22 protein-coding genes and 1 riboswitch are annotated in these 24,600 nt (G+C 60.6%); of the genes, 18 read left to right on the plus strand and 4 right to left on the minus strand.

All coding sequences use genetic code 11. The features are described from left to right. Positions 1-69 precede the first annotated feature (69 nt). Together KW062_RS07455 and KW062_RS07460 are read left to right on the plus strand one after the other, a co-directional pair. Positions 70-741, plus strand: coding sequence for a response regulator (locus tag KW062_RS07455; RefSeq protein ID WP_105755789.1), 672 nt, complete (start codon positions 70-72; stop codon positions 739-741). Next, complete coding sequence (locus tag KW062_RS07460; protein WP_027621229.1) at positions 734-2,119, plus strand: sensor histidine kinase; 1,386 nt, start codon at positions 734-736, stop codon at positions 2,117-2,119. The genes KW062_RS07455 and KW062_RS07460 overlap by 8 nt, the downstream gene beginning before the upstream one ends. Before the next feature lie 47 nt (positions 2,120-2,166). Here KW062_RS07460 and KW062_RS07465 read toward each other — a convergent pair whose 3' ends face one another. Continuing rightward, positions 2,167-2,490: a hypothetical protein gene (locus tag KW062_RS07465; protein ID WP_105755790.1), complete on the minus strand. Its 324-nt coding sequence runs from the start codon at positions 2,488-2,490 to the stop codon at positions 2,167-2,169. Between the two features lie 251 nt (positions 2,491-2,741). Continuing rightward, positions 2,742-3,005 carry a DUF2790 domain-containing protein gene (locus tag KW062_RS07470; protein WP_027621231.1) on the minus strand — a complete coding sequence of 88 codons (264 nt, stop codon included), beginning with the start codon at positions 3,003-3,005 and terminating at the stop codon, positions 2,742-2,744. Between the two features lie 372 nt (positions 3,006-3,377). Here KW062_RS07470 and acs point away from each other — a divergent pair, with 372 nt between their 5' ends. The 7 genes from acs to argR all read left to right on the plus strand — a co-directional run bounded on the left by acs (position 3,378) and on the right by argR (position 11,284). Next, positions 3,378-5,333, plus strand: a complete 1,956-nt coding sequence (gene acs, locus KW062_RS07475) for an acetate--CoA ligase (RefSeq protein WP_027621232.1) — start codon at positions 3,378-3,380, stop codon at positions 5,331-5,333. A gap of 566 nt (positions 5,334-5,899) precedes the next feature. Continuing rightward, on the plus strand, positions 5,900-6,673 hold the full coding sequence (locus KW062_RS07480; RefSeq protein ID WP_027621233.1) for an ABC transporter substrate-binding protein: 774 nt from the start codon (positions 5,900-5,902) through the stop codon (positions 6,671-6,673). A gap of 89 nt (positions 6,674-6,762) precedes the next feature. Then, on the plus strand, positions 6,763-7,452 hold the full coding sequence (locus KW062_RS07485) for an ABC transporter permease (protein ID WP_027621234.1): 690 nt from the start codon (positions 6,763-6,765) through the stop codon (positions 7,450-7,452). After that, entirely contained in the window at positions 7,449-8,147 is a 699-nt protein-coding gene (locus KW062_RS07490; protein WP_027621235.1) for an ABC transporter permease, read from the plus strand. Before KW062_RS07485 ends, KW062_RS07490 begins: the two co-directional genes overlap by 4 nt. A 1-nt stretch (position 8,148) precedes the next feature. Next, a complete protein-coding gene (locus tag KW062_RS07495; RefSeq protein WP_105755791.1) occupies positions 8,149-9,261 on the plus strand; it encodes a M14 family metallopeptidase in 1,113 nt (370 codons plus the stop codon). Positions 9,262-9,284: 23 nt separating this feature from the next. Beyond that, entirely contained in the window at positions 9,285-10,049 is a 765-nt protein-coding gene (locus KW062_RS07500; protein ID WP_027621237.1) for an ABC transporter ATP-binding protein, read from the plus strand. 254 nt (positions 10,050-10,303) lie between these two features. After that, complete coding sequence (gene argR, locus KW062_RS07505) at positions 10,304-11,284, plus strand: transcriptional regulator ArgR (protein WP_027621238.1); 981 nt, start codon at positions 10,304-10,306, stop codon at positions 11,282-11,284. Between the two features lie 19 nt (positions 11,285-11,303). Here argR and KW062_RS07510 read toward each other — a convergent pair whose 3' ends face one another. Continuing rightward, positions 11,304-11,711 (minus strand): hypothetical protein, encoded by a 408-nt coding sequence (locus KW062_RS07510; protein WP_105755792.1) that lies wholly within the window; start codon positions 11,709-11,711, stop codon positions 11,304-11,306. Positions 11,712-11,953: 242 nt separating this feature from the next. On the opposite strand from KW062_RS07510, the gene KW062_RS07515 reads away from it, so the two are divergent. From KW062_RS07515 to astE, 7 genes are all read left to right on the plus strand, one after another. Then, positions 11,954-13,174, plus strand: a complete 1,221-nt coding sequence (locus tag KW062_RS07515) for an aspartate aminotransferase family protein (RefSeq protein WP_027621240.1) — start codon at positions 11,954-11,956, stop codon at positions 13,172-13,174. A 137-nt stretch (positions 13,175-13,311) separates the two neighbouring features. Next, the gene (gene aruF, locus KW062_RS07520; protein WP_027621241.1) at positions 13,312-14,331 is read left to right on the plus strand and encodes an arginine/ornithine succinyltransferase subunit alpha; all 1,020 of its coding nucleotides are present in this window, start codon (positions 13,312-13,314) and stop codon (positions 14,329-14,331) included. A gap of 76 nt (positions 14,332-14,407) precedes the next feature. Beyond that, on the plus strand, positions 14,408-15,433 hold the full coding sequence (gene astA / locus KW062_RS07525; RefSeq protein WP_105755793.1) for an arginine N-succinyltransferase: 1,026 nt from the start codon (positions 14,408-14,410) through the stop codon (positions 15,431-15,433). Beyond that, positions 15,430-16,899 (plus strand): succinylglutamate-semialdehyde dehydrogenase, encoded by a 1,470-nt coding sequence (gene astD, locus KW062_RS07530; protein WP_177433280.1) that lies wholly within the window; start codon positions 15,430-15,432, stop codon positions 16,897-16,899. The genes astA and astD overlap by 4 nt, the downstream gene beginning before the upstream one ends. A gap of 121 nt (positions 16,900-17,020) precedes the next feature. Further along, entirely contained in the window at positions 17,021-18,367 is a 1,347-nt protein-coding gene (gene astB, locus KW062_RS07535) for an N-succinylarginine dihydrolase (RefSeq protein WP_027621244.1), read from the plus strand. A gap of 62 nt (positions 18,368-18,429) precedes the next feature. Beyond that, the gene (locus KW062_RS07540) at positions 18,430-18,717 is read left to right on the plus strand and encodes a topoisomerase II (RefSeq protein ID WP_105755795.1); all 288 of its coding nucleotides are present in this window, start codon (positions 18,430-18,432) and stop codon (positions 18,715-18,717) included. A gap of 12 nt (positions 18,718-18,729) precedes the next feature. After that, positions 18,730-19,740 carry a succinylglutamate desuccinylase gene (astE, locus tag KW062_RS07545; protein WP_027621246.1) on the plus strand — a complete coding sequence of 337 codons (1,011 nt, stop codon included), beginning with the start codon at positions 18,730-18,732 and terminating at the stop codon, positions 19,738-19,740. Positions 19,741-19,837: 97 nt separating this feature from the next. On the opposite strand, the gene KW062_RS07550 is transcribed toward astE, so the two are convergent. Next, positions 19,838-20,347 (minus strand): 6,7-dimethyl-8-ribityllumazine synthase, encoded by a 510-nt coding sequence (locus tag KW062_RS07550; RefSeq protein ID WP_027621247.1) that lies wholly within the window; start codon positions 20,345-20,347, stop codon positions 19,838-19,840. Between the two features lie 117 nt (positions 20,348-20,464). Further along, positions 20,465-20,635, minus strand: a riboswitch (FMN riboswitch). A 176-nt stretch (positions 20,636-20,811) separates the two neighbouring features. Between KW062_RS07550 and ltaE the strand changes: the two genes are divergently transcribed. Together ltaE and alaS are read left to right on the plus strand one after the other, a co-directional pair. After that, a complete protein-coding gene (gene ltaE, locus KW062_RS07555) occupies positions 20,812-21,816 on the plus strand; it encodes a low-specificity L-threonine aldolase (protein WP_105755796.1) in 1,005 nt (334 codons plus the stop codon). 146 nt (positions 21,817-21,962) lie between these two features. After that, positions 21,963-24,581, plus strand: a complete 2,619-nt coding sequence (gene alaS / locus KW062_RS07560) for an alanine--tRNA ligase (protein WP_027621249.1) — start codon at positions 21,963-21,965, stop codon at positions 24,579-24,581. Positions 24,582-24,600: the final 19 nt, after the last annotated feature.

Here is a 24,600-nt window from a genome sequence, read left to right on the forward strand (position 1 = left end):
GCGGCGAGTGCGGCTGTACACTCCGCGCCAAAGAAGGGCGTCGACCCTCCCAACATGAGGTAAAAATCCATGCGCGTTCTGCTCGTCGAAGACCATCTGCAGTTGGCCGAAAGTGTCGCCCAGGCGCTCAAGAGCACCGGTCTGACCGTGGATGTGCTGCACGATGGCGTGGCGGCCGACCTGGCCTTGGCCAGCGAAGACTATGCGGTGGCGATCCTCGATGTCGGCCTGCCGCGCATGGACGGTTTTGAAGTGCTGGCGCGCCTGCGCGGTCGTGGCAAGAACCTGCCGGTGTTGATGCTGACAGCCCGCAGCGACGTCAAGGATCGGGTACATGGGCTCAATCTCGGCGCCGATGATTACCTGGCCAAACCTTTCGAACTGAGCGAACTGGAAGCCCGGGTCAAGGCCCTGCTCCGGCGGAGCGTGCTGGGGGGCGAGCGTCAGCAGCGTTGCGGGGTGCTGGTGTATGACCTGGACACCCGGCGTTTCAGCCTCGCGGGCGAACTGCTCACCCTGACCTCCCGCGAGCAGGCGGTGCTGGAGGCGTTGATCGCCCGTCCCGGTCGGGTGATGAGCAAGGAGCAACTGGCCTCCCAGGTGTTCGGTCTGGATGAAGAGGCGAGTCCTGACGCCATCGAGATCTATGTGCATCGCCTGCGCAAGAAACTCGATGGCCATGCCGTGGCCATTGTCACCTTCAGAGGCCTGGGCTACTTGCTGGAAAGCCGCGATGCATAAGCCCAGAAGCTTGCGTTGGGGGCTGCTCGGCAACCTCGCGCTGCTGCTGGTGGTGTTGATGATCGCCAGCGGCCTGAGCGCTTATTGGAACGGTCGCGAAGCTGCCGACACCGCCTATGACCGGACCTTGTTGGCGTCGGCGCGGACCATTGCCGCCGGCCTGTCTCAGCGTGACGGCAGCCTCAGCGCAGATGTGCCTTACGTGGCGCTGGACACTTTCGCCTACGACAGCGCCGGGCGCATTTACTACCAGGTCAACGACATCCAGCAGAAGCTGATTTCCGGTTACGAGAACCTGCCCGGACCGCCGCCAGGCACGCCACGCACCGACGACTACCCGGCATTGGCGCGTTTCTACAACGCCACCTACCTGGGGCAGAACGTGCGAGTGGTCAGCCTGCTCAAGGCGGTCAGCGAGCCGAACATGAACGGCATGGCCGAGATACGTGTGGCCGAGACGGATGAAGCGCGGGTCAGCATGGCCCGCAGCTTGATGGCCGACACCCTGCTGCGTCTGGGCATGCTCGCTGGCGGCGCCTTGCTGCTGGTGTGGTTTGCCGTCAGCGCGGCGTTGCGTCCGCTGGAGCGCTTGCGCACGGCAGTGGAAGAGCGTCAGCCGGATGACCTGCGGCCGTTGCCACTGGTGGAGGTGCAGCGGGAATTGTGGCCACTGGTGCGCGCCCTCAACCATTTCACCGAGCGTTTGCGTGGACAGTTCGAGCGCCAGGCGCAATTTATCGCGGATGCTGCCCACGAGTTGCGCACCCCGCTGGCGGCACTCAAGGCCCGTCTTGAGCTGGGTCTGCGTGCTCAGGATCCAATCACTTGGCGCGAGACCCTGGAGAGCGCCGCGCAAGGCACCGATCGGCTGACCCATCTGGCCAACCAATTGCTCTCGCTGGCGCGGGTCGAGAACGGCGCGCGAGCGATTGCCGAGGGCGGTGCGCAATTGCTCGACCTGAGCCAGTTGGCCCGCGAACTGGGCATGGCCATGGCGCCTCTGGCCCATGCCCGTGGCGTCGCGTTGGCGCTGGAGGCTGACGAGCCGGTGTGGCTGCGTGGCGAACCTACATTGCTCAATGAGCTACTCAGCAATCTGGTGGACAACGCCCTGGCCCATACGCCGTCCGGCGGCAATGTGATCCTGCGGGTCAGTGCGCCGGCCGTACTTGAGGTCGAGGATGACGGGCCGGGGATTCCGGTGGCGGAGCGTGACCGAGTATTCGAGCGTTTCTATCGGCGCAACCAGCAGGTTGCGGGCTCCGGCCTGGGGTTGGCGATCGTCGGCGAAATCTGCCGCGCACACCTGGCCCAGATCACCTTGCACGATGGCGCGCAGGCGGGACTGAAGGTGCGGGTGAGTTTTATCGCCGGCTAAAAACAACTAAGCCCGGCCAAGGCCGGGCTGTGACGGAGCTTCAGCACTTAGCTGAGGTTGGCCGAACCCGTGCGGTCGAAGCCATCGGCGGCGAGGGTAGCCGAACCGGTGCGGTCGAAGCCATCGGCGGCGAGGGTAGCCGAACCCGTGCGGTCGAAGCCGTCGGCGGCGAGGGTAGCCGAACCGGTGCGGTCAAAGCCATCAGCGGCGAGGGTAGCCGAACCCGTGCGGTCGAAGCCATCAGCGGCGAGGGTAGCCGAACCAGTGCGGTCGAAACCGTCAGCCGCTACGGTGCGGTCATAACCATCGGCAGCGAAGGTGTTGGCGGCCAGTACGGAAAGGGTCAGGGCGAGGATCAGGTGGCGTTTCATGGTGGCGACTCCGGTATGAGTGATGTGCAGTGGTGTTGGAATAAATACTACTCGGATGAATTCGATTAAAAAGCGCAAATAAATGCTCAAAAAAATCGAATAATTCGATATGTATAAAAGTCCAAATTGCCGAATGGGGTAGAAAGTCTGGGGATGGGTCGCCGTCTCGTGGAGGGCGGTGGCGGGCTGTTCGCCGCAAGCGCGATTGCTTGCGGCCGATAGTCTAAACAGCCTTGAAGCGAGGTCAGGCGTTAGCCGTTAGAACAACCATTGCCCATAACGCTGTAACGCAGAATATGCCGTTGACCATTCGAGTCTTCATATTCCATGCGCGCTGGCACAACTTCGCAAACACTTGGGATTTCGCTCATGGATATAACTTTGGCGATATCCAGATGAGTCGAGTAAGTGTATTCCTCTACCGGTACCGTATTGCTGGCGACATCAGTCGGGACCTCGTTCGCCATGGCGGTCGCGCACAGACTGCTGAGGGCCAGAACCAATAAAGCTTTCATTCGAATTTACCTTCCTGAGGTCGAGTGGGGTCACGCAGCCTTTGTGGGGCTGCGTGTACAACTTGATGACAAAGTTGGGATTAACTGCCTTCGTGGGGGCTGCAACTGGGTTAATCACAATGCCTGGTTGGCGAGGCAGATTTTAAGTGGGGAAGAAAAATTCATATAGCCGCGCTTTTGATAAACACTGTTGACAGATCTTGTAACAATCATCGTTTTTCAGATTGCTTTGGAACGTTCGTACCAAGCCGTCAGGAGAAGTCAGGGCAATTTGTAGGGGCTTGTTACTACCATCGTCGAATGGTTCTATAGGTCCGCCTCGGGCTACAACGGGGTCATACAAAAACAACTATTTCACCGAGGTAAAGAAAGATGAGTGCGGCTTCTCTGTATCCCGTTCGTCCCGAGGTTGCGGCCAACACGCTGACTGACGAGGCGACCTACAAAGCCATGTACCAGCAGTCGGTCGTCAACCCTGACGGCTTCTGGCGCGAGCAAGCCAAGCGCCTCGACTGGATCAAGCCTTTCACCACGGTGAAACAGACCTCTTTCGACGATCACCATGTCGACATCAAGTGGTTTGCCGATGGCACCCTGAACGTGTCCTACAACTGCCTCGACCGTCATCTGGCCGAGCGTGGCGATCAGGTCGCAATCATCTGGGAGGGTGACGATCCTTCCGAAAGCCGCAACATCACCTACCGCGAACTGCACGAACAAGTCTGCAAGTTCGCCAACGCCCTGCGTGGGCAAGACGTGCACCGCGGTGACGTGGTGACCATCTATATGCCAATGATCCCCGAAGCCGTGGTCGCCATGCTGGCGTGCACTCGGATCGGCGCGATTCACTCGGTGGTGTTCGGCGGCTTCTCGCCGGAAGCCCTGGCGGGCCGGATCATCGACTGCAAATCGAAAGTGGTGATTACTGCGGACGAAGGCCTACGCGCCGGCAAGAAAATTCCGCTCAAGGCCAACGTCGACGACGCTCTGACCAACCCTGAAACCAGCAGCATTCAGAAAGTCATCGTGTGCAAGCGCACCGGTGGCGACATCAAGTGGAACCAGCATCGTGACATCTGGTTCGAGGATCTGATGAAAGTGGCGGGCACCGTCTGCGCACCGAAAGAAATGGGTGCTGAAGAAGCCCTGTTCATCCTCTATACCTCCGGCTCCACCGGCAAGCCCAAGGGCGTGCAGCACACCACCGGCGGCTACCTGCTTTATGCGTCGCTGACCCATGAGCGCGTGTTCGACTACCGTCCGGGCGAAATCTACTGGTGCACCGCCGACGTCGGCTGGGTCACCGGCCACACCTACATTGTCTACGGCCCTCTGGCTAATGGCGCGACCACTTTGCTGTTCGAAGGCGTGCCGAACTACCCTGATATCACTCGGGTGGCGAAGATCGTCGACAAGCACAAGGTCAATATCCTCTACACCGCACCGACCGCGATCCGCGCCATGATGGCGGCGGGCACCGCTGCCTGCGAGGGTGCCGACGGCAGCAGCCTGCGCCTGCTGGGCTCGGTGGGCGAGCCGATCAACCCGGAAGCCTGGGACTGGTACTACAAGAACGTCGGTCAATCCCGTTGCCCGATCGTCGACACCTGGTGGCAGACCGAAACCGGCGCCACCCTGATGAGCCCGCTGCCTGGGGCTCACGCCCTGAAGCCAGGCTCGGCGGCGCGACCGTTCTTCGGTGTGGTGCCGGCGCTGGTGGACAACCTGGGCAACATCATCGAGGGCGCTGCCGAAGGCAACCTGGTGATTCTCGACTCGTGGCCAGGCCAGGCGCGTACCCTGTACGGCGACCATGACCGCTTCGTCGACACCTACTTCAAGACCTTCCGCGGCATGTACTTCACGGGTGACGGCGCGCGTCGCGATGAAGACGGTTACTGGTGGATCACCGGGCGCGTGGACGACGTACTCAACGTTTCCGGGCACCGCATGGGCACCGCCGAGATCGAAAGCGCGATGGTCGCGCACCCGAAAGTGGCCGAGGCCGCGGTGGTCGGTGTGCCGCACGACATCAAGGGGCAGGGCATCTACGTCTACGTCACCCTCAACGGCGGCGAAGAGCCGAACGAAGCCTTGCGCCTGGAACTGAAAAACTGGGTGCGTAAGGAGATCGGCCCGATTGCTTCACCGGACGTCATCCAATGGGCGCCGGGGCTGCCGAAAACCCGCTCGGGGAAAATCATGCGCCGGATCCTGCGCAAGATTGCCACCGCCGAGTACGACGGACTGGGCGACATTTCCACCCTGGCCGACCCGGGCGTGGTGCAACACCTGATCGACACCCACAAGACCATGAACGTCGCGTAAACCACGTTCTTGAGCCTTCGAGCCCCGCCAGGTCTGGTACCTGGCGGGGCTTTTTTGTGGCCTTCGAAAAAGATGACACAGGCACTGTCGAGCGAATAAATATCGATGTGAGTGTAGGACGTTTCTCTGCGTTACCGTCGCGCCAAATTGTGTAACCGTGCGCGTCAATTCGGGGCAATGGGAAACGTAAGGCCCCATTTTAGAGCCTTGATTGGCCGTATGAAAAATATGACATTACGCTGCGCTTGCCGGATTAGAAGGGTTTGCCAATAATAGGCCCGCTATTTGCAGCATAGATCGGTTCTACGTCTTTTGCTCTTGCATGAATTTCAAGGGCTGTCAATGTGCTCTAACGGCTTTCTCGGCGCATCTGTAACTAGTTGTCGCATTGAAGAAATATCGGCTTGGGGCCTGTCGTTAGAATGCCGATCACTCGCTCGTCGTTGTCCGTGTTGAATTCAGCGCCGGGCAAGCAGGACGCAGCAACGCTATTTTCGTTTAACCCATTCGCATATTGGGCTGATGCTCACTCTGCCGTTTTCGCCCTTTACCGATGGAGTCCCAAGATGAAGAAACTCGTGCTGCTTGGCGCCCTGGCACTGTCCGTGCTGTCCATGCCAACTTTCGCCGATGAAAAGCCTCTGAAAATTGGTATCGAGGCGGCTTACCCTCCATTCGCATCCAAGGCGCCGGATGGCAGCATCGTTGGCTTCGACTACGACATCGGCAACGCCCTGTGCGAACAGATGAAGGTCAAGTGCGTGTGGGTGGAGCAGGAATTCGACGGTCTGATCCCTGCGCTCAAGGTGCGCAAGATCGACGCCATTCTGTCGTCCATGTCGATCACTGATGATCGCAAGAAGTCCGTGGACTTCACCAACAAGTACTACAACACCCCGGCTCGCCTGGTCATGAAAGCAGGCACCCAGGTCAGCGACGGCCTGGCCGAGCTCAAGGGCAAGAACATTGGCGTGCAACGTGGCTCGATCCACGAGCGTTTCGCCCGTGAAGTCCTGGCCCCGCTGGGCGCTGAAATCAAGCCGTACGGCTCGCAGAACGAAATCTACCTGGACGTGGCCGCCGGTCGCCTCGACGGCACCGTGGCAGACGCTACCCTGTTGAATGACGGCTTCCTGAAAACCGACGCCGGCAAGGGCTTCGCGTTTGTCGGTCCGGCGTTCACCGACGTCAAATACTTCGGTGACGGCGTGGGTATCGCAGTCCGCAAGGGTGACGCGCTGAAAGAGCAGATCAATACCGCGATCACGGCCATTCGCGAGAACGGCAAGTACAAGCAAATCCAGGACAAGTACTTCGACTTCGACATTTACGGCCAGTAAACGTCGCAGCGTAAGTCCGAAATGGCGCAAGCAACAGAATCTCTGCGGTTTGCGCCATTTTTTCATCCCAATTTTCGAGGACCTGAATCATGTTGAAAGGCTACGGGGCTGTCATCCTCGATGGCGCATGGCTGACGCTGCAACTCGCCTTGTCGTCCATGGCCTTGGCCATTGTTCTGGGTCTGATCGGGGTCGCGTTGCGCCTGTCGCCGATTCGCTGGCTGGCCTGGCTCGGCGACCTGTATTCCACGGTGATCCGCGGGATTCCCGATCTGGTACTGATCCTGCTGATTTTCTATGGCGGTCAGGACCTGCTCAACCGGGTGGCGCCTTTGCTCGGTTATGACGACTACATCGACCTGAATCCGCTGGCGGCCGGTATCGGCACCCTGGGCTTCATCTTCGGCGCCTACCTGTCGGAAACCTTCCGCGGGGCGTTCATGGCAATTCCCAAAGGCCAGGCGGAAGCCGGTATGGCGTACGGCATGAGCAGCTTCCAGGTGTTCTTCCGGGTCATGGTGCCGCAGATGATTCGCCTGGCGATTCCCGGCTTCACCAACAACTGGCTGGTGTTGACCAAGGCGACCGCACTGATTTCGGTGGTCGGCCTGCAAGACATGATGTTCAAGGCCAAGCAGGCGGCAGACGCCACTCGCGAGCCTTTCACCTTCTTCCTTGCAGTGGCGGCAATGTACCTGGTGATCACCAGTGTCTCCTTGCTGGCATTGCGTCACCTTGAGAAGCGCTACTCGGTAGGCGTAAGGGCGGCTGATCTATGATCTTCGACTACAACGTCATCTGGGAGGCACTGCCGTTGTACCTCGGCGGCCTGCTGACCACTCTGAAATTGCTCGCGTTGTCGCTGTTCTTCGGCCTGCTGTGTGCCTTGCCCCTGGGCTTGATGCGCGTATCGAAGAACTCGATCGTCAATGGGGCCGCCTGGCTCTACACCTACGTGATCCGTGGCACTCCGATGCTGGTGCAACTGTTCCTGATCTACTACGGTCTGGCCCAGTTCGAGGCGGTGCGCGAGAGCTTCCTCTGGCCATGGCTGTCCAGCGCAACCTTCTGTGCGTGCCTGGCCTTCGCCATCAACACCAGTGCCTACACCGCTGAAATCATCGCCGGCAGCCTGCGGGCCACGCCCAACGGTGAAATCGAAGCAGCCAAGGCGGTCGGCATGTCGCGCTTCAAGATGTACAAGCGCATCCTGCTGCCATCGGCCCTGCGCCGGGCCCTGCCGCAGTACAGCAACGAAGTGATCATGATGCTGCAGACCACCAGCCTGGCCTCCATCGTGACCCTGATCGATATCACCGGTGCCGCACGGACCGTGAATGCCCAGTACTACTTGCCGTTCGAGGCCTACATTACCGCTGGCGTGTTCTACCTGTGCTTGACCTTCATTCTCGTGCGCCTGTTCAAGATGGCCGAGCGCCGCTGGCTGGGTTACCTGGCCCCGCGGAAGCACTGATATGGAACGTATCGATCATCAGTTGCCGTGGAATCATCTGGGCAGCGAGCGGCAGATTTCGGTGTTCCGTTTCGGCAGTGGCGAGCGCAAGGCCTATATCCAGGCCAGCCTGCACGCCGACGAATTGCCGGGGATGCGCACCGCCTGGGAGTTGAAAAAACGTCTGGCCGAATTGGAAGCCCAGGGCGCCCTGAACGGTGTGATCGAACTGGTGCCGGTGGCCAATCCGCTGGGTCTGGGGCAGCTGCTGCAAGGCAGTCACCAGGGGCGTTTCGAGGCAGGCAGCGGGAAGAATTTCAACCGCGACTTCGTTGAATTGAGCGCGCCGGTGGCGGCGCAGTTGGAAGGGCGCCTGGGAGATGATCCTCACGCCAATATCCAGTTGATCCGCCAGGCCATGAGCGATGTGCTCGCCAATTTGCCACCGGCCCGCAGCCAGTTGCAGGGCATGCAGCGCATCCTCCTCAGCCACGCCTGCACCGCCGATGTGGTGCTGGACCTGCACTGCGACGCTGAAGCCGCGCTGCATATGTACGCCTTGCCGCAGCATTGGCCGCAGTGGCGTTCGCTGGCGGCGCACCTGGATGTGCGTGTCGGCTTGCTGGCCGAAGATTCCGGCGGCAGCTCCTTCGACGAGGCCTGCTCGCTGCCCTGGCTGCGCCTGTCGCGACAGTTTCCCGAGGCGCAGATCCCGCTGGCGTGCCTGGCGACCACCATTGAACTGGGTGGCCAGGCTGACACCGGTCGCCCGCAAGCCGAGGCGCATGCCGAGGGCATCCTGGCGTTCCTCGCTGAACAGGGATTGATCAGCGGTCAGTGGCCGGCGCCGGAGCGCGAGGCCTGCGAGGGCCTGCCATTCGAAGGCACCGAGTTGCTGTTTGCGCCCCATCCGGGGGTCGTCAGTTTCTTGCGTGAGCCTGGCGAGTGGGTGGAAGCCGGTGACGAGATTTTTGAAGTGATTGATCCATTGGCTGATCGGGTCAGCACCGTGTGTGCTGGTACGGCCGGCGTGCTGTTTGCCGTGGAACGGCTGCGGTATGCCCAACCCGGTTTCTGGCTGGCCAAGGTGGCGGGGCGCGAAGCGCTGCGTCACGGGCGCTTGCTCAACGACTGACTGTTTTTGTGAGAACCGACAGCATGTACAAACTTGAAGTCCAAGACCTGCATAAACGCTATGGCAGTCACGAAGTGCTCAAGGGTGTGTCCCTGAAGGCAGCGGCAGGCGATGTGATCAGCATCATCGGCTCCAGTGGCTCCGGCAAAAGTACTTTCCTGCGTTGCATCAACCTGCTGGAGCAGCCGCACGCCGGCAAGATCCTGCTCAACAACGAAGAGTTGAAGCTGGTGGCCAACAAGGACGGCGCGATGAAGGCCGCCGACCCGAAACAGCTGCAACGCATGCGTTCGCGCCTGTCGATGGTGTTCCAGCATTTCAATCTGTGGTCGCACATGACCGCCATGGAAAACATCATGGAAGCGCCGGTGCATGTGCTTGGCATGTCCAAGGCCGACGCCCGCGAGAAGGCCGAGATGTACCTGGCCAAGGTCGGCGTAGCCCATCGCAAGGACGCCTACCCGGGGCACATGTCCGGTGGCGAGCAACAGCGCGTGGCGATCGCCCGGGCGCTGGCGATGGAGCCTGAGGTCATGCTGTTTGACGAGCCGACTTCGGCACTCGATCCGGAGCTGGTAGGTGATGTGCTCAAGGTCATGCAGTCCCTTGCCCAGGAAGGCCGGACCATGGTTGTGGTGACCCACGAGATGGGCTTCGCCCGTGAAGTGTCGAACCAGTTGGTGTTTCTGCACAAAGGCCTGGTCGAAGAAAGCGGCAACCCGCGCGAAGTGCTGGTCAATCCGCAGTCCGAGCGCTTGCAGCAGTTCCTTTCGGGCAGCTTGAAGTAATCAGGACTGCCGTTGTGCACCGAGATAGTGCATGCTTCGCAACCTAAAGGTCGGCCCCGATTGACTGTGGGAGCTGGCCTGCCAGCGATAGCGGTGAACCAGTTTGCATCTCTGGTACAGATATACCGCCATCGCTGGCAGGCCAGCTCCCACATTGATCTCCGGGATCCGTGCCGGTTTCGGGAATTGCGTTCATTTACGGGCTAGCATTGGCCCATGCCTTCATCACCGTTCTTCGTTTCGGATTGCCCGCCATGACTGCCCATCGAATTGGTTTCCTGATTTGGCCCAGCACTAAAGCCTTGACGCTGGCGCTGGCCGAGGAGGCCTTGCGTGTTGCCCAGCGCGTGCATCCGGAAGTTGTCTACGAGCTGACATTTCTGCAGGCCGAGCCGCCGGCCGAGGGCGCCTGGCAATTGCCGGGCGAAGCCTGGAGCGGAAAACTGGAAAACTTCCAGAAGCTGTTCCTGCTGGCTGACGAGCCACCCGCCGCCATGGCGCCGCCCCTGAGCAGTGCGCTCAAGCAATTGGTGCGTGCCGGTTGTGTGATTGGCGGTCTGTCGGCCGGCGTCTATCCGCTGGCGCAACTGGGCTTGCTCGACGGTTACCGGGCTGCGGTGCATTGGCGCTGGCAGGATGACTTCGCCGAGCGCTTTCCCAAGGTCATCGCCACCAGTCACCTGTTCGATTGGGATCGCGATCGCCTGAGCGCCTGTGGCGGCATGTCCGTCCTGGATCTGCTGCTGGCGGTATTGGCCCGTGATCACGGTGCCGAGTTGGCGGGGGCGGTTTCCGAAGAATTGGTGGTGGAGCGCATCCGCGAGGGGGGCGAGCGTCAGCGCATTCCATTGCAGAACCGCCTGGGCTCGAGTCATCCCAAGCTGACTCAGGCAGTGCTGTTGATGGAAGCCAACATCGAAGAGCCGCTGACCACCGACGAAATCGCCCAGCATGTCTGCGTTTCGCGCCGACAGTTGGAGCGGATTTTCAAGCAGTACCTCAATCGCGTGCCGAGCCAGTATTACCTGGAACTGCGTTTGAACAAGGCGCGGCAGATGTTGATGCAAACCAGTAAGTCGATTATCCAGATCGGTTTGTCCTGCGGTTTCTCCTCCGGTCCGCACTTCTCCAGCGCTTATCGCAACTTCTTCGGCGCCACGCCACGGGAAGATCGCAATCAGCGGCGCAGCAGCAGCCCGTTCGAGCTGTCATCGGTGCCTTCGGAGCGCGGCTGACGCACTCCGAAAGACGGTATTACTCCTCGGTCTCCGAGTCTTCCGACGTTGATACCTCGATCTCGGTACGATTGATCACCGCATCGACGCCAAAATCTGTTCGGTTCGCGCCGAAGTAGGCGATCAGTCGTTGCACGCTGTCTTCGGACAGCGGATTGCCGCGCAGGTTGATCCTTCCCGCACACGCCATCGACAGTTCGAAAATATCGCTGGGGATATGGCTGATTGCGTTATCGCTGAGGTCGGCTAGGTCAAGGTTCTTCAGTTGCAGCAGGCCGGGCGGCAACTCAGTGATGCCGGTGCTGTCCAGCAGCACCGATAACTCGTTCATCTGGCTGATGTCGGGTGCGCGCCCCAAGGGGTTATCGCTCGAGTCCAGGGCATTGATGTGTTCAGGTTTTGCCCGGCCCCCCTCCTGACGTTGCATAATTACCGCCTCTGGCGAATCGCCATATATCAGATTCCTGCACGACTGCCGCAAAACCCCTGCAGGCAGTTTAAACTGCGCCTTTGCGACCCTATATGTCGCATTGCCGTAAACCCGGGAAAATCAGGGTTTTGCGCTATAAGAAGTTGTCGCTTGGCGACAAGGCCAAGCTCGAAACTGTCCTTACAATCCCCCCCATCGCTCGCCAGTTTCAGGCGGGTGTTCCTCATCAGGAGACTCCGATGTCCGTTGAGCACGCTGCGGTAGAACGCGCCGATTTTGACCAGGTAATGGTTCCCAACTATGCGCCTGCCGCTTTTATTCCGGTGCGTGGTGCCGGTTCCCGCGTTTGGGACCAGTCGGGTCGCGAGCTGATCGACTTCGCCGGCGGGATTGCCGTCAACGTACTGGGCCACGCCCATCCGGCGCTCGTCGGTGCCTTGACCGAGCAGGCGAGCAAACTGTGGCACGTATCCAACGTGTTCACCAATGAGCCGGCCCTGCGCCTGGCGCACAAGCTGATCGACGCGACCTTTGCCGACCGCGTGTTCTTCTGCAACTCCGGTGCCGAGGCCAACGAGGCCGCTTTCAAGCTGGCCCGTCGCGTCGCTCACGACCGTTTCGGCGCCGAGAAGTACGAAATCATCGCAGCCCTGAACAGCTTCCACGGTCGTACCCTGTTCACCGTCAACGTCGGTGGCCAGTCCAAGTACTCCGACGGTTTCGGTCCGAAAATCACCGGCATCACCCACGTTCCGTACAACGACCTGGCTGCGCTGAAAGCCGCCATTTCCGACAAGACCTGCGCCGTGGTGCTGGAACCGATCCAGGGCGAGGGCGGTGTGCTGCCGGCGGAGCTGGCGTACCTGCAAGGTGCCCGCGAGCTGTGCGATGCGCACAATGCGCTGCTGGTCTTCGACGAAGTGCAAACCGGCATGGGCCGCAGCGGTAAGCTGTTCGCCTATCAACATTACGGCGTGACGCCAGACATCCTGACCAGCGCCAAGAGCCTGGGCGGCGGATTCCCGATCGCGGCCATGCTGACCACCGAAGACCTGGCCAAACACCTGGTCGTCGGCACTCACGGCACCACCTACGGCGGCAACCCGTTGGCATGCGCAGTGGCTGAGGCGGTGATCGACGTGATCAACACCCCTGAGGTGCTGAACGGCGTCAACGCCAAGCACGACAAGTTCAAGGCGCGCCTGCAGCAGATCGGCGAACAGTACGGTGTGTTCACTCAGGTGCGTGGTCTTGGCCTGTTGTTGGGTTGTGTCCTGAGCGATGCCTGGAAAGGCAAGGCCAAGGACATCTTCAACGCCGCCGAGAAAGAAGGCCTGATGATTCTGCAAGCCGGCCCTGACGTGATTCGTTTCGCCCCGAGCCTGGTGGTGGAAGACGCCGATATCGAGGCCGGCCTGGACCGCTTCGAACGTGCCGTGGCCAAGTTGACGCAAGCCTGATAGACCTTTCGGCGCCCGAATGTCGGGCGCCGATGCAAATTTCCACGCCGGATGGCTTCTCTGTGCAGGCTCACCCCCGCACAGGCCAAAGCAGCCGGCGATTTTCCTCAAAGAGTTGATAAAAAAGGAGTGACACCATGCTGGTGATGCGCCCCGCGCAAATGGCTGATCTGGGCGAGGTACAACGCCTGGCTGCGGACAGCCCGATTGGTGTCACTTCCCTGCCGGATGACGTTGAGCGCCTGAGCGACAAGATTGCCGCGAGCGAAGCGTCCTTCGCCGCCGAAGTCAGTTTCAACGGCGAAGAGAGCTACTTCTTCGTCCTCGAAGACACTGCCACCGGCAAGCTGGTGGGCTGCTCGGCTATTGTCGCCTCGGCCGGTTACTCCGAGCCTTTCTACAGCTTTCGTAATGAAACCTTCGTGCACGCGTCCCGCGAGCTGAAGATTCATAACAAGATCCACGTACTCTCGCAGTGCCACGACCTGACGGGTAACAGTCTGCTGACCAGCTTCTACGTGCTGCCGGAACTGGTGGGCTCGGCCTGGTCGGAGCTCAACTCCCGTGGACGCCTGCTCTTCGTGGCCAGCCATCCGGAACGTTTCGCCGATTCGGTGGTGACCGAAATCGTCGGCTACAGCGATGAGCACGGCGACTCGCCATTCTGGGATGCCATTGGCCGCAACTTCTTCGACCTCAACTACGCCGAAGCCGAGCGTCTGTGCGGGCTCAAGAGCCGTACGTTCCTGGCCGAGCTGATGCCGCATTACCCGATCTACGTGCCACTGCTGCCGGACTCCGCGCAGGAGGCGATGGGTCAGGTGCACCCGCGTGCGCAGATCACCTTCGACATCCTGATGCGCGAAGGTTTCGAGACCGATCATTACATCGACATCTTCGACGGTGGCCCGACCCTGCATGCACGGGTCTCGGGCATCCGTTCGATTGCCCAGAGTCGCGTGGTGCCGGTGAAGATCGGTGAGCCGGTCAAAGGGGCGGGGCGTCAGTACCTGGTGGCCAATGCCCAGTTGCAGGATTACCGCGCCGTCATGCTTGAGCTGGACTACGCGCCAGGCAAGCCCGTCGTGCTGGATCTGGAAGCTGCCGAGGCCCTGGGTGTCGGCGAGGGTGCCAGCGTGCGCCTGGTAGCGGTTTAACGCTTGAACGCCGCAAGGCAATAGAGCAGCGAGTTTTACGGGAGGTCGTCAGCGACCGCCCGTTTGAGGAGATAGCATGATCGTTCGTCCCGTACGCAGCAGCGATTTACCCGCTCTGATCGACCTGGCCCGCAGCACCGGTACCGGCCTGACCACCTTGCCGGCCAATGAAGAACGCCTGGCGCACCGGGTAGGCTGGGCGGAAAAAACCTTCACTGGCGAGGCGGGGCGTGCCGACGCCGATTACCTGTTCGTGCTCGAAGACGACAGCGGCCGGGTGGTGGGTATCTCGGCGATTGCCGGTGCTGTTGGCCTGCGTGAGCCCTGGTACAACTTCCGGGTCGGCCTGACGGTCAGCGCTTCGCAAGAGTTGAACATCTACCGGGAAATCCCCACGCTGTTCCTGGCTAACGACCTGACTGGCAATTCCGAATTGTGCTCGCTGTTCCTGCACGCCGATTACCGCACCGGCCTCAATGGCCGCATGCTGGCCAAGGCGCGGATGCTGTTCATCGCCGAATTCCCGCAACTGTTTGGCAACAAGATCATTGCCGAGATGCGCGGTGTGTCCGACACCGCGGGCCGCTCGCCATTCTGGGAAAGCCTGGGCCGGCACTTCTTCAAAATGGAGTTCAGCCAGGCGGACTACCTGACAGGTGTAGGCAACAAGGCGTTCATTGCTGAGCTGATGCCAAAATTCCCGCTCTACACCTGCTTCCTGTCCGAAGGTGCACGTAGCGTCATCGGCCAGGTTCACCCGGACACCGAGCCGGCATTGGCCATGCTCAAGAGCGAGGGTTTCAGCTATCAGGGCTACGTCGATATTTTCGACGCCGGTCCAGCCGTGGAGTGCGAGACCGCGAAGATCCGTGCGGTCCGCGACAGCCAGGCGCTGGTGCTGGCCATTGGTACCCCGGGTGACGACGCGACACCGTTCCTGATTCACAACCGCAAGCGCGAAGACTGCCGCATCACTGCCGCGCCGGCGCGCTTTGCCGCCGGTACCCTGGTGGTCGATCCGCTGACCGCCAAGCGCCTTCAACTCAATGCCGGCGATCAGGTGCGCGCCGTTCCATTGTCTGCTGCCCGGGAGTCGAAATAATGAATTCGCTTTACATCGCAGGTGAGTGGCTGGCCGGTCAGGGCGAGGCCTTTGAATCGCTGAACCCGGTGACCCAGCAAGTGCTCTGGTCAGGTCAAGGTGCTACGGCAGCTCAGGTTGAAAGCGCCGTGCAAGCGGCCCGTCAGGCATTCCCGGCCTGGGCTCGTCGCACCCTGGAAGAGCGCATCAGCGTGCTCGAGGCGTTCGCCGCCAGCCTGAAACAGCATGCCGATGAATTGGCCCACTGCATTGGTGAGGAAACCGGCAAGCCTTTGTGGGAAGCCGCGACTGAAGTGACCAGCATGGTCAACAAGATTGCAATCTCGGTGCAAAGCTACCGTGAGCGCACCGGCGAGAAGAGCGGCCCACTGGGTGACGCGACCGCCGTGCTGCGGCACAAGCCTCACGGCGTGGTGGCGGTGTTCGGCCCCTACAACTTCCCGGGTCACCTGCCTAACGGACACATTGTTCCAGCCCTGTTGGCCGGTAACAGTGTGCTGTTCAAACCCAGCGAACTGACGCCGAAAGTCGCCGAGCTGACGGTCAAATGCTGGATCGAAGCTGGCTTGCCAGCGGGTGTGTTGAACCTGGTGCAAGGCGCGCGGGAAACCGGTATCGCCCTGGCGGCCAATCCGGGCATCGATGGCCTGTTCTTCACCGGCTCCAGCCGTACCGGCAACCATCTGCACGCGCAGTTCTCCGGTCGGCCGGACAAGATACTCGCCCTGGAAATGGGTGGTAACAACCCGCTGGTGGTTGATCAGGTCGCCGACCTCGACGCGGCGGTCTACACCATTATTCAGTCGGCGTTCATTTCCGCCGGTCAGCGCTGCACCTGCGCACGCCGTCTACTGGTGCCGCAAGGCGCTTGGGGCGATACCCTGCTGGCGCGCCTGGTAGCCGTCAGCGCAACCATCGAGGTCGGTGCATTCGACCAGCAACCGGCGCCGTTCATGGGCTCGGTAGTTTCCCTCGGTGCCGCCAAGGCGCTGATGGATGCCCAGGCGCAGCTGTTGGCCAATGGTGCGGTCAGCCTGCTGGATATGACTCAGCCACAGCCGGCGGCAGCCTTGCTGACCCCTGGCATTCTTGATGTCACGGCCGTGGCCGAGCGTCCTGACGAGGAACTGTTCGGGCCGTTGCTGCAGGTCATTCGCTACGCGGATTTCGAAGCGGCGATCGCCGAAGCCAACAACACCCAATACGGCCTGGCCGCCGGCTTGCTGTCGGACTCCGAAGCGCGCTACCAGCAGTTCTGGCTGGAAAGCCGCGCCGGTATCGTCAACTGGAACAAGCAACTGACCGGCGCCGCCAGCAGTGCACCGTTCGGTGGTGTCGGCGCCTCCGGTAACCACCGCGCCAGTGCTTACTACGCGGCGGACTATTGCGCCTACCCCGTGGCCTCGCTGGAAACACCGAGCCTGGTGATGCCGGCGGCCCTTACGCCTGGCGTGAAAATGGCTTGATGCCCATCGCCGGCAAGCTGACTCCTTGTGGGAGCTGGCTTGCAGGCGATCAGCCGCACCGCGGCCGCCAATGCCTTGTTATTGAAGCCTATAAAAACCAGATTCTCGTGGAGCCTCGCTAATGAAATCCTATGAAGTCAATTTTGACGGTCTAGTGGGGCCGACCCACAACTACGGCGGTCTGTCCTACGGCAACGTCGCATCCCAGAGCAACAGCCAGCAGGCTTCCAATCCCAAGGAAGCGGCGCTGCAGGGCCTGGCAAAAATGAAAGCGCTGATGGAAATGGGCTTCCAGCAAGGCGTGCTCGCGCCTCAGGAGCGTCCGGACGTGGGCGCCTTGCGCAGGCTCGGTTTCAGCGGCACTGATGCACAGGTCATCGAGCAGGCGGCCAAGCAAGCGATGCCGCTGCTGGTTGCCAGTTGCTCGGCGTCGAGCATGTGGGTGGCCAACGCCGCCACTGTCAGCCCGAGTGCCGACACCGCCGACGGTCGTGTGCATTTCACCGCGGCCAACCTCAACTGCAAATATCACCGCAGCATCGAGCACCCGACCACCAGTCGCGTGCTGGGGGCGATGTTCGCTGACCCAAAACACTTCGCCCACCACGCGGCGTTGCCGGCGGTAGCGCAGTTCGGTGACGAAGGCGCCGCCAACCACACCCGTTTCTGCCGTGAGTACGGTGAGGCCGGTGTCGAGTTTTTCGTGTTCGGTCGCAGCGCCTTCGATACCCGCTACCCGGCACCGCAAAAGTACCCGGCACGCCAGACCCTGGAAGCCTCCCAGGCGGTCGCACGCTTGCACGGCCTGAGTGATGACGGCGTGGTCTATGCTCAGCAGAATCCGTCGGTGATCGATCAGGGCGTGTTCCACAACGACGTGATCGCGGTCGGTAACGGTGAGGCGCTGTTCTATCACGAGGATGCGTTCCTCGACACCGAACAGATGCTCGCCGAGCTGTCGGGCAAGCTGGCCAAGCGGGGCGGTCAATTCAAGGCGATCTGCGTGCCGCGTTCGCAGGTTTCGGTGGAAGACGCCGTACGTTCCTACCTGTTCAACAGCCAACTGCTGTCGAAGGCCGACGGCTCGATGCTGCTGATCGTGCCGCAGGAGTGCCAGAACAACGAGCGTGTCTGGCAGTATCTGCAGACCCTGACCAGCTCCGGCGGGCTGATTCGCGAGGTGAAAGTCTTCGACCTCAAGCAGAGCATGCAGAACGGCGGAGGCCCGGCGTGCCTACGTTTGCGCGTGGCGTTGAATGAAACTGAGCTGGCGGCAGTCAACCCAGGGGTTATCATGACCGCGCCGTTGTATGGCACGCTGACCCAATGGGTCGAAAAGCACTACCGTGACCGTATGGCCGAAAGCGACCTGGCGGATCCGCAGTTGTTGCTTGAATGCCGGACGGCACTGGATGAACTGACGCAAATCCTTAAACTGGGCGCGGTTTATCCATTCCAGATCAATTGAAAGCCCACGTCCGCCTTTTGATGAGCGGACGTGCAGCTTTATTTCCAGATGAGAGCGAAAACATGAGCGATACCCTGCAGCTGATCCTTGAAGACACCGATGGCACTCAACTGGAAACCTCCTGCACCCGCGTTGCCGTAATCTGGCAGGGCAAAGAGTTGTGGATCCAGCACGACGGCCGTGGCCAGTTGCTGATCGGCGTGGACGTCGAAGAAGGCGATGCCGAATACGCCAACCTGCTGTTGCGCCCATTGGCGACTAATCTGGTAAGTCTGCAACTGGAGATGGAGCCGGCTGACCTCGGTGACGACGACCACGTGCATGGCCCGGACTGCAATCACGACCATTAAGGAAATCGCTCTATGCTCGCCCTCGGCAAACTGCTTGAACTGACCCTCGCCGGCCGCGAACCGGCGGAGAAGACTCAACTGACTGTCGAAGGCGTGCGGATGCGCTGGCTGAGTGAAGGTGCGCTGGAAGTTCGGCCACCGGAAGCCCGTGACAATGGCCTGGACCTGCTGCTGTCAGCCGGGATCCATGGCAACGAAACAGCGCCGATCGAACTCCTTGATCGATTGCTGCATGACATCGCCAGCGGCACCTTGAAGCCCTGTGCACGTATCCTGTTCCTGTTTGGCAACCCCGAGGCCATGCGTCGCGGCGAGCGTTTTGTCGAGCAGGACGTCAATCGGCTGTTCAACGGCCGTCATGAACTGAGCAGTGGTTCGGAAGCATTGCGCGCCTGTGAGCTGGAGCGCCTGGCTGCGAGCTTTTTCAGCCTGCCGGACCGCGCCCGCCTGCACTACGACCTGCATACCGCGATTCGCGGCTCGAAGATCGAGCAGTTCGCCCTGTATCCCTGGAAAGAAGGTCGCCTGCATTCCCGGCGCGAACTGGCGCGGCTGCGCGCGGCTGGCATGGAAGCGGTGCTGTTGCAGAACAAACCGTCGATAGTGTTCAGCTCGTACACCTACGACAAGCTGGGTGCAGAGGCCTTTACCCTGGAATTGGGCAAGGCCCGACCGTTCGGGCAAAACGAAGGCGTCAACGTGTCGCGCCTGGAAACCCGCCTGAAGCAGATTATCGAAGGGACTGAACCGCCGTTGGCGGATGAGGGCCTGGATGGCTTGCAACTGTTCAGCGTGGCGCGGGAAATCATCAAGCACAGCGACAGCTTCAAATTGAATCTGCCGGCCGATATCGAGAACTTCAGTGAGCTGGATATGGGCTATGTACTGGCTGAAGACATTGCTCAAACACGCTGGATCATCGAAGAGCAGGGCGCTCGCATTATCTTCCCCAACCCCAAGGTGAAGAATGGCCTGCGCGCCGGGATCCTGATCGTTCCCACTGGCGACCACAACCTCGCCTGACGCTATGTCGAACTGTAGGAGCGAGCCTGCTCGCGATAGCGGCTAAATGGTCGACGACAATCTCGACTTATTTAGCCACATCGCAAGCAACGATCTACTACACCGCCACCGCCCGCGGCTCACTACGATGCAACGCCCGCAGTTTATGCAGCGTGTCGGCACAGGTTTTCGCCGCTTCCTGCCCCTTGTGCACAAAATGCTCGAAGAAGAACTTCTGGTGCTCTTCGCCAGCGTGGAAGTGATGGGGGGTCAGCACGACCGAGAACACCGGTACTTCAGTCTCCAACTGCACCTGCATCAGGCCGCTGATTACCGATTGGGCAACGAACTCGTGACGGTAAATTCCGCCATCCACCACCAGGCCGGCGGCGACGATGCCAGCGTAGCGGCCCGTCTTGGCCAGCAGCTTGGCGTGCAGCGGAATTTCGAAGGCACCGCCGACTTCAAAAAAGTCGATGTCCGACGCCTGATAGCCCTGAGCGATCATCTCGCTGACAAAACCTTCACGGCTCTGATCAACGATTTCCTTGTGCCAGCACGCCTGGATAAACGCTACGCGCTCGCCTTGATGGTGTTTGCTTTTGCTATCGATTGCGGTGGGTTGCATCTGTTCTGACTCCTGTTTGTGTGAAAAACAGGGCGTTATGAATCGAAGGGGATTTAAGGGTACGTGGCGGACCCGAGCACACACTGCTCGTTGACCTGGACGGCCCTTTGGCGTTAATCCCGTTCTCTCTTCATCCGGACTATGACCGTCGGCCCCGGAATCACACCGGGTCTGCTGACCTTGTCATCACCACTGCCAAAGGCTGGCGGGATGCCAAGCGCTCGCGGGCTATGCGCATTGCGCGCAATTACCGCCGGTGGGGAGTTGCACCCCGCCCTGAGAACGTATTGCCGTCAGATTTTCTGGCGGCGCAGCGTTTTTAACACATATTTCTGACCTGCGCATCGCTGCTATCTGATGATTGTTATCGAAGTTTTCATTCGGTGAGGGTTGATAATTCCTCGGCATGACCGCAGTAATTCATTTCTGAAAGGGATTTTCCCCTGCTTACCGAGGCCAGCTTCATGACTGTTATCGATCTGCGCAGTGACACCGTTACCCAACCTACCGCAGGGATGCTCGATGTAATGACCGGGGCGGCCACTGGCGACGATGTGTACGGTGAGGATCCGACGGTCAACCGTCTGGAGGCCGAGTTGGCCAAGCGCCTGGGCTTTGCCGCGGCGCTGTTCGTGCCCACCGGCACCATGAGCAACCTGTTGGGGCTGATGGCACACTGCGAGCGCGGCGACGAATACATCGTTGGCCAGCAGGCGCATACCTATAAGTACGAAGGCGGCGGCGCTGCAGTACTCGGCTCGATCCAGCCGCAGCCGCTGGACGTCCAGGCCGATGGTTCGCTGGACCTGGACCAGGTGGCGGCGGCCATCAAGCCCGACGACTTCCACTTCGCCCGCACCCGCTTGCTGGCTCTGGAAAACACTATGCAAGGCAAGGTACTGCCACTGGAGTATCTGGGACGAGCACGCCGTTTTACGCGCGAACATGGTCTGCAACTGCACCTGGATGGCGCGCGCTTGTACAACGCCGCGGTCAAGCTGGGCGTGGATGCCCGGGAAATTACCCAGCACTTCGATTCGGTTTCGGTTTGCCTGTCCAAAGGCCTGGGTGCCCCGGTGGGCTCAGTGCTTTGCGGATCAGTGGCGTTGATCGCCAAGGCCCGGCGCCTGCGCAAGATGGTCGGCGGCGGCATGCGTCAGGCCGGGATTCTCGCGGCGGCAGGGCTGTATGCCCTGGACAACCATGTGCAACGCCTGGCTGACGACCACTCGAATGCGCAACGGCTGGCGGAAGGCCTGCGCGCGGCGGGTTTCGAGGTCGAGCCAGTGCAAACCAATATGGTTTACCTGAATATCGGCGACCAAGCCGACGCGATCAAGGCGTTTGCCGCCGAGCGCGGGATTCGTCTCAGTGCCTCATCCCGTCTGCGCATGGTCACGCACATGGATGTCAGCCAGGCGCAGATCGATCAGGTCATCGCGACATTCGTCGAGTTTTCCGGTAAATGACATTGCTGGCCGTCCAATTGGCTGTTTCTATCGTATAAACACGCTGTACCCCGCGCGCAGGGCCGATATAATGCGGCCCTTTGCCGTCGCTTCGTCTGTTGACTAAGTGCACAGGCCTTTGGCCGCAGCCTCCGTGGAAGAACCTAATGAAAAGCGCAGAAATCCGTGAAGCCTTCCTTCGCTTCTTCGAAGAGCAAGGCCACACCCGTGTAGCCTCCAGCTCTTTGATTCCGGGCAACGACCCGACCCTGCTGTTCACTAACGCGGGGATGAACCAGTTCAAGGATTGCTTCCTGGGCCAGGAAAAGCGCGCCTATACCCGCGCCACCAGCAGCCAGAAGTGCGTCCGCGCAGGTGGCAAGAACAGCGACCTGGAAAACGTCGGCTACACCGCCCGTCATCACACCTTCTTTGAAATGCTGGGTAACTTCAGCTTCGGCGATTACTTTAAGCATGACGCGATCACCTACGCCTGGACCTTCCTGACTGGCGTCTTGAAGCTGCCCAAGGACAAACTCTGGGTCACTGTCTATGCCTCGGACGACGAAGCCTACGACATCTGGACACAGCAGATCGGCGTGCCGGTCGAGCGCATGATCCGCATCGGCGACAACAAGGGTGCGCCTTACGCCTCCGACAACTTCTGGACCATGGGCGATACCGGTCCATGCGGCCCCTGCACCGAGATCTTCTACGATCACGGTGACCACATCTGGGGCGGTCCACCCGGCTCGCCGGAAGAAGATGGCGACCGTTACATCGAGATCTGGAACAACGTATTCATGCAGTTCAACCGCACCGCCGATGGCGTGTTGCATCCGCTGCCGGCGCCGTCGGTCGATACCGGCATGGGCCTGGAGCGGATCAGTGCGGTGATGCAGCACGTGAACTCGAACTACGAGATCGACCTGTTCAAGAACCTGTTGAGCGCTTCGGCAGCGGCTATCGGTTGCAGCAATGACGACCAGTCGTCGCTCAAAGTGGTGTCTGACCACATCCGTTCCTGCGGTTTCCTGATTGCTGATGGCGTACTGCCTTCCAACGAAGGTCGTGGCTACGTATTGCGCCGGATCATTCGCCGCGCTTGCCGTCACGGCAACAAGCTGGGCGCCACCGGCAGCTTCTTCTACAAGATCGTTGCCGCGTTGGTGGCCGAGATGGGCGAAGCCTTCCCGGAGCTCAAACAGCAGCAGGCGAACATCGAGCGCGTGCTCAAGGCCGAAGAGGAGCAGTTCTCCAAGACCCTGGAGCACGGCCTGAAAATCCTTGAGCAGGATCTGGCAGAACTCAAAGGCACCGTGGTGCCGGGTGATGTCGTGTTCAAGCTGTACGACACCTATGGCTTCCCGATGGATCTGACGGCCGACATCGCCCGTGAGCGTGAGCTGACCATCGACGAAGCAGGTTTCGAGCGCGAAATGGAAGCCCAGCGCGTGCGTGCCCGTTCGGCGAGCTCCTTTGGCCTGGACTACAACACCCTGGTCAAGGTCGACGTTGCCACCCAGTTCACCGGTTACACCGATACCAGCGGCTCGGCGAAGATCGTCGCTCTTTATAAAGACGGTCAATCGGTTGATGTCCTGAGCGAAGGCGACGAGGGTGTGATTGTCCTCGACAAGACGCCGTTCTACGCCGAATCCGGTGGTCAGGTCGGCGACTGCGGATACCTGCAGGCCGGCACTGCGCGTTTTGACGTGCGTGACACCACCAAGACCGGCGGTGCGTTCCTGCATCACGGCGTGCTGGCTTCCGGCAGCCTGATCGTCGGTGCGCCGGTGGAGACCCAGGTAGATGCTGACGTGCGTCATGCGACATCGCTGAACCACTCGGCGACCCATTTGCTGCACGCGGCCCTGCGCCAAGTGTTGGGCGAACACGTTCAGCAGAAAGGCTCGCTGGTTGACAGTCAGCGTCTGCGTTTTGACTTCAGCCACTTCGAAGCCATCAAGCCTGAGCAGATCAAGGCGCTGGAAGACATCGTCAACGCCGAGATTCGTAAGAACTCTGCAGTCGAGACCGAAGAAACCGACATCGAGACCGCCAAGCGCAAAGGCGCCATGGCACTGTTCGGCGAGAAGTACGGCGACGACGTGCGGGTGTTGAGCATGGGGGGCGACTTCTCCGTCGAGCTGTGTGGCGGCATCCACGCCAACCGTACCGGTGACATCGGCTTGCTGAAAATCATCAGCGAAGGCGGTGTGGCATCGGGCGTGCGTCGTATCGAAGCGTTGACCGGTGCCGCGGCACTGGCCTATCTCAATGGCGCCGAAGAGCAGCTCAAGGAAGCGGCCAACCTGGTCAAGGGCAGCCGCGACAACCTGATCGACAAGCTGTCGGCTGTGCTCGAGCGCAACCGTCTGCTGGAAAAGCAACTCGAGCAGTTGCAAGCCAAGGCCGCCAGTGCGGCGGGTGACGACCTGTCCTCTCAGGCTCAGGACGTCAAGGGCGTGAAAGTACTGGCCGTGCGTCTCGACGGTCAGGACGGCAAGGCGCTGCTGGCGCTGGTCGATCAGCTGAAAAACAAACTCGGCCGCGCAGTGATCCTGCTCGGCAGTGTCCATGAGGAAAAGGTCGTGCTGGTTGCAGGCGTGACCAAAGACCTGACTGGCCAACTCAAAGCCGGTGATTTGATGAAGCAAGCCGCTGCGGCAGTGGGCGGGAAGGGCGGTGGTCGTCCGGACATGGCGCAAGGCGGTGGTACTGACGCTGGCGCACTGGACGCGGCCCTGGCCCTGACCGTGCCGTTTGTCGAACAGGGTATTTAAGGCTGTGTGCCGGTCCCGT

Origin of the sequence: Pseudomonas fluorescens, from assembly GCF_019212185.1 — a bacterium.
Taxonomy (GTDB): Bacteria; Pseudomonadota; Gammaproteobacteria; order Pseudomonadales; family Pseudomonadaceae; genus Aquipseudomonas.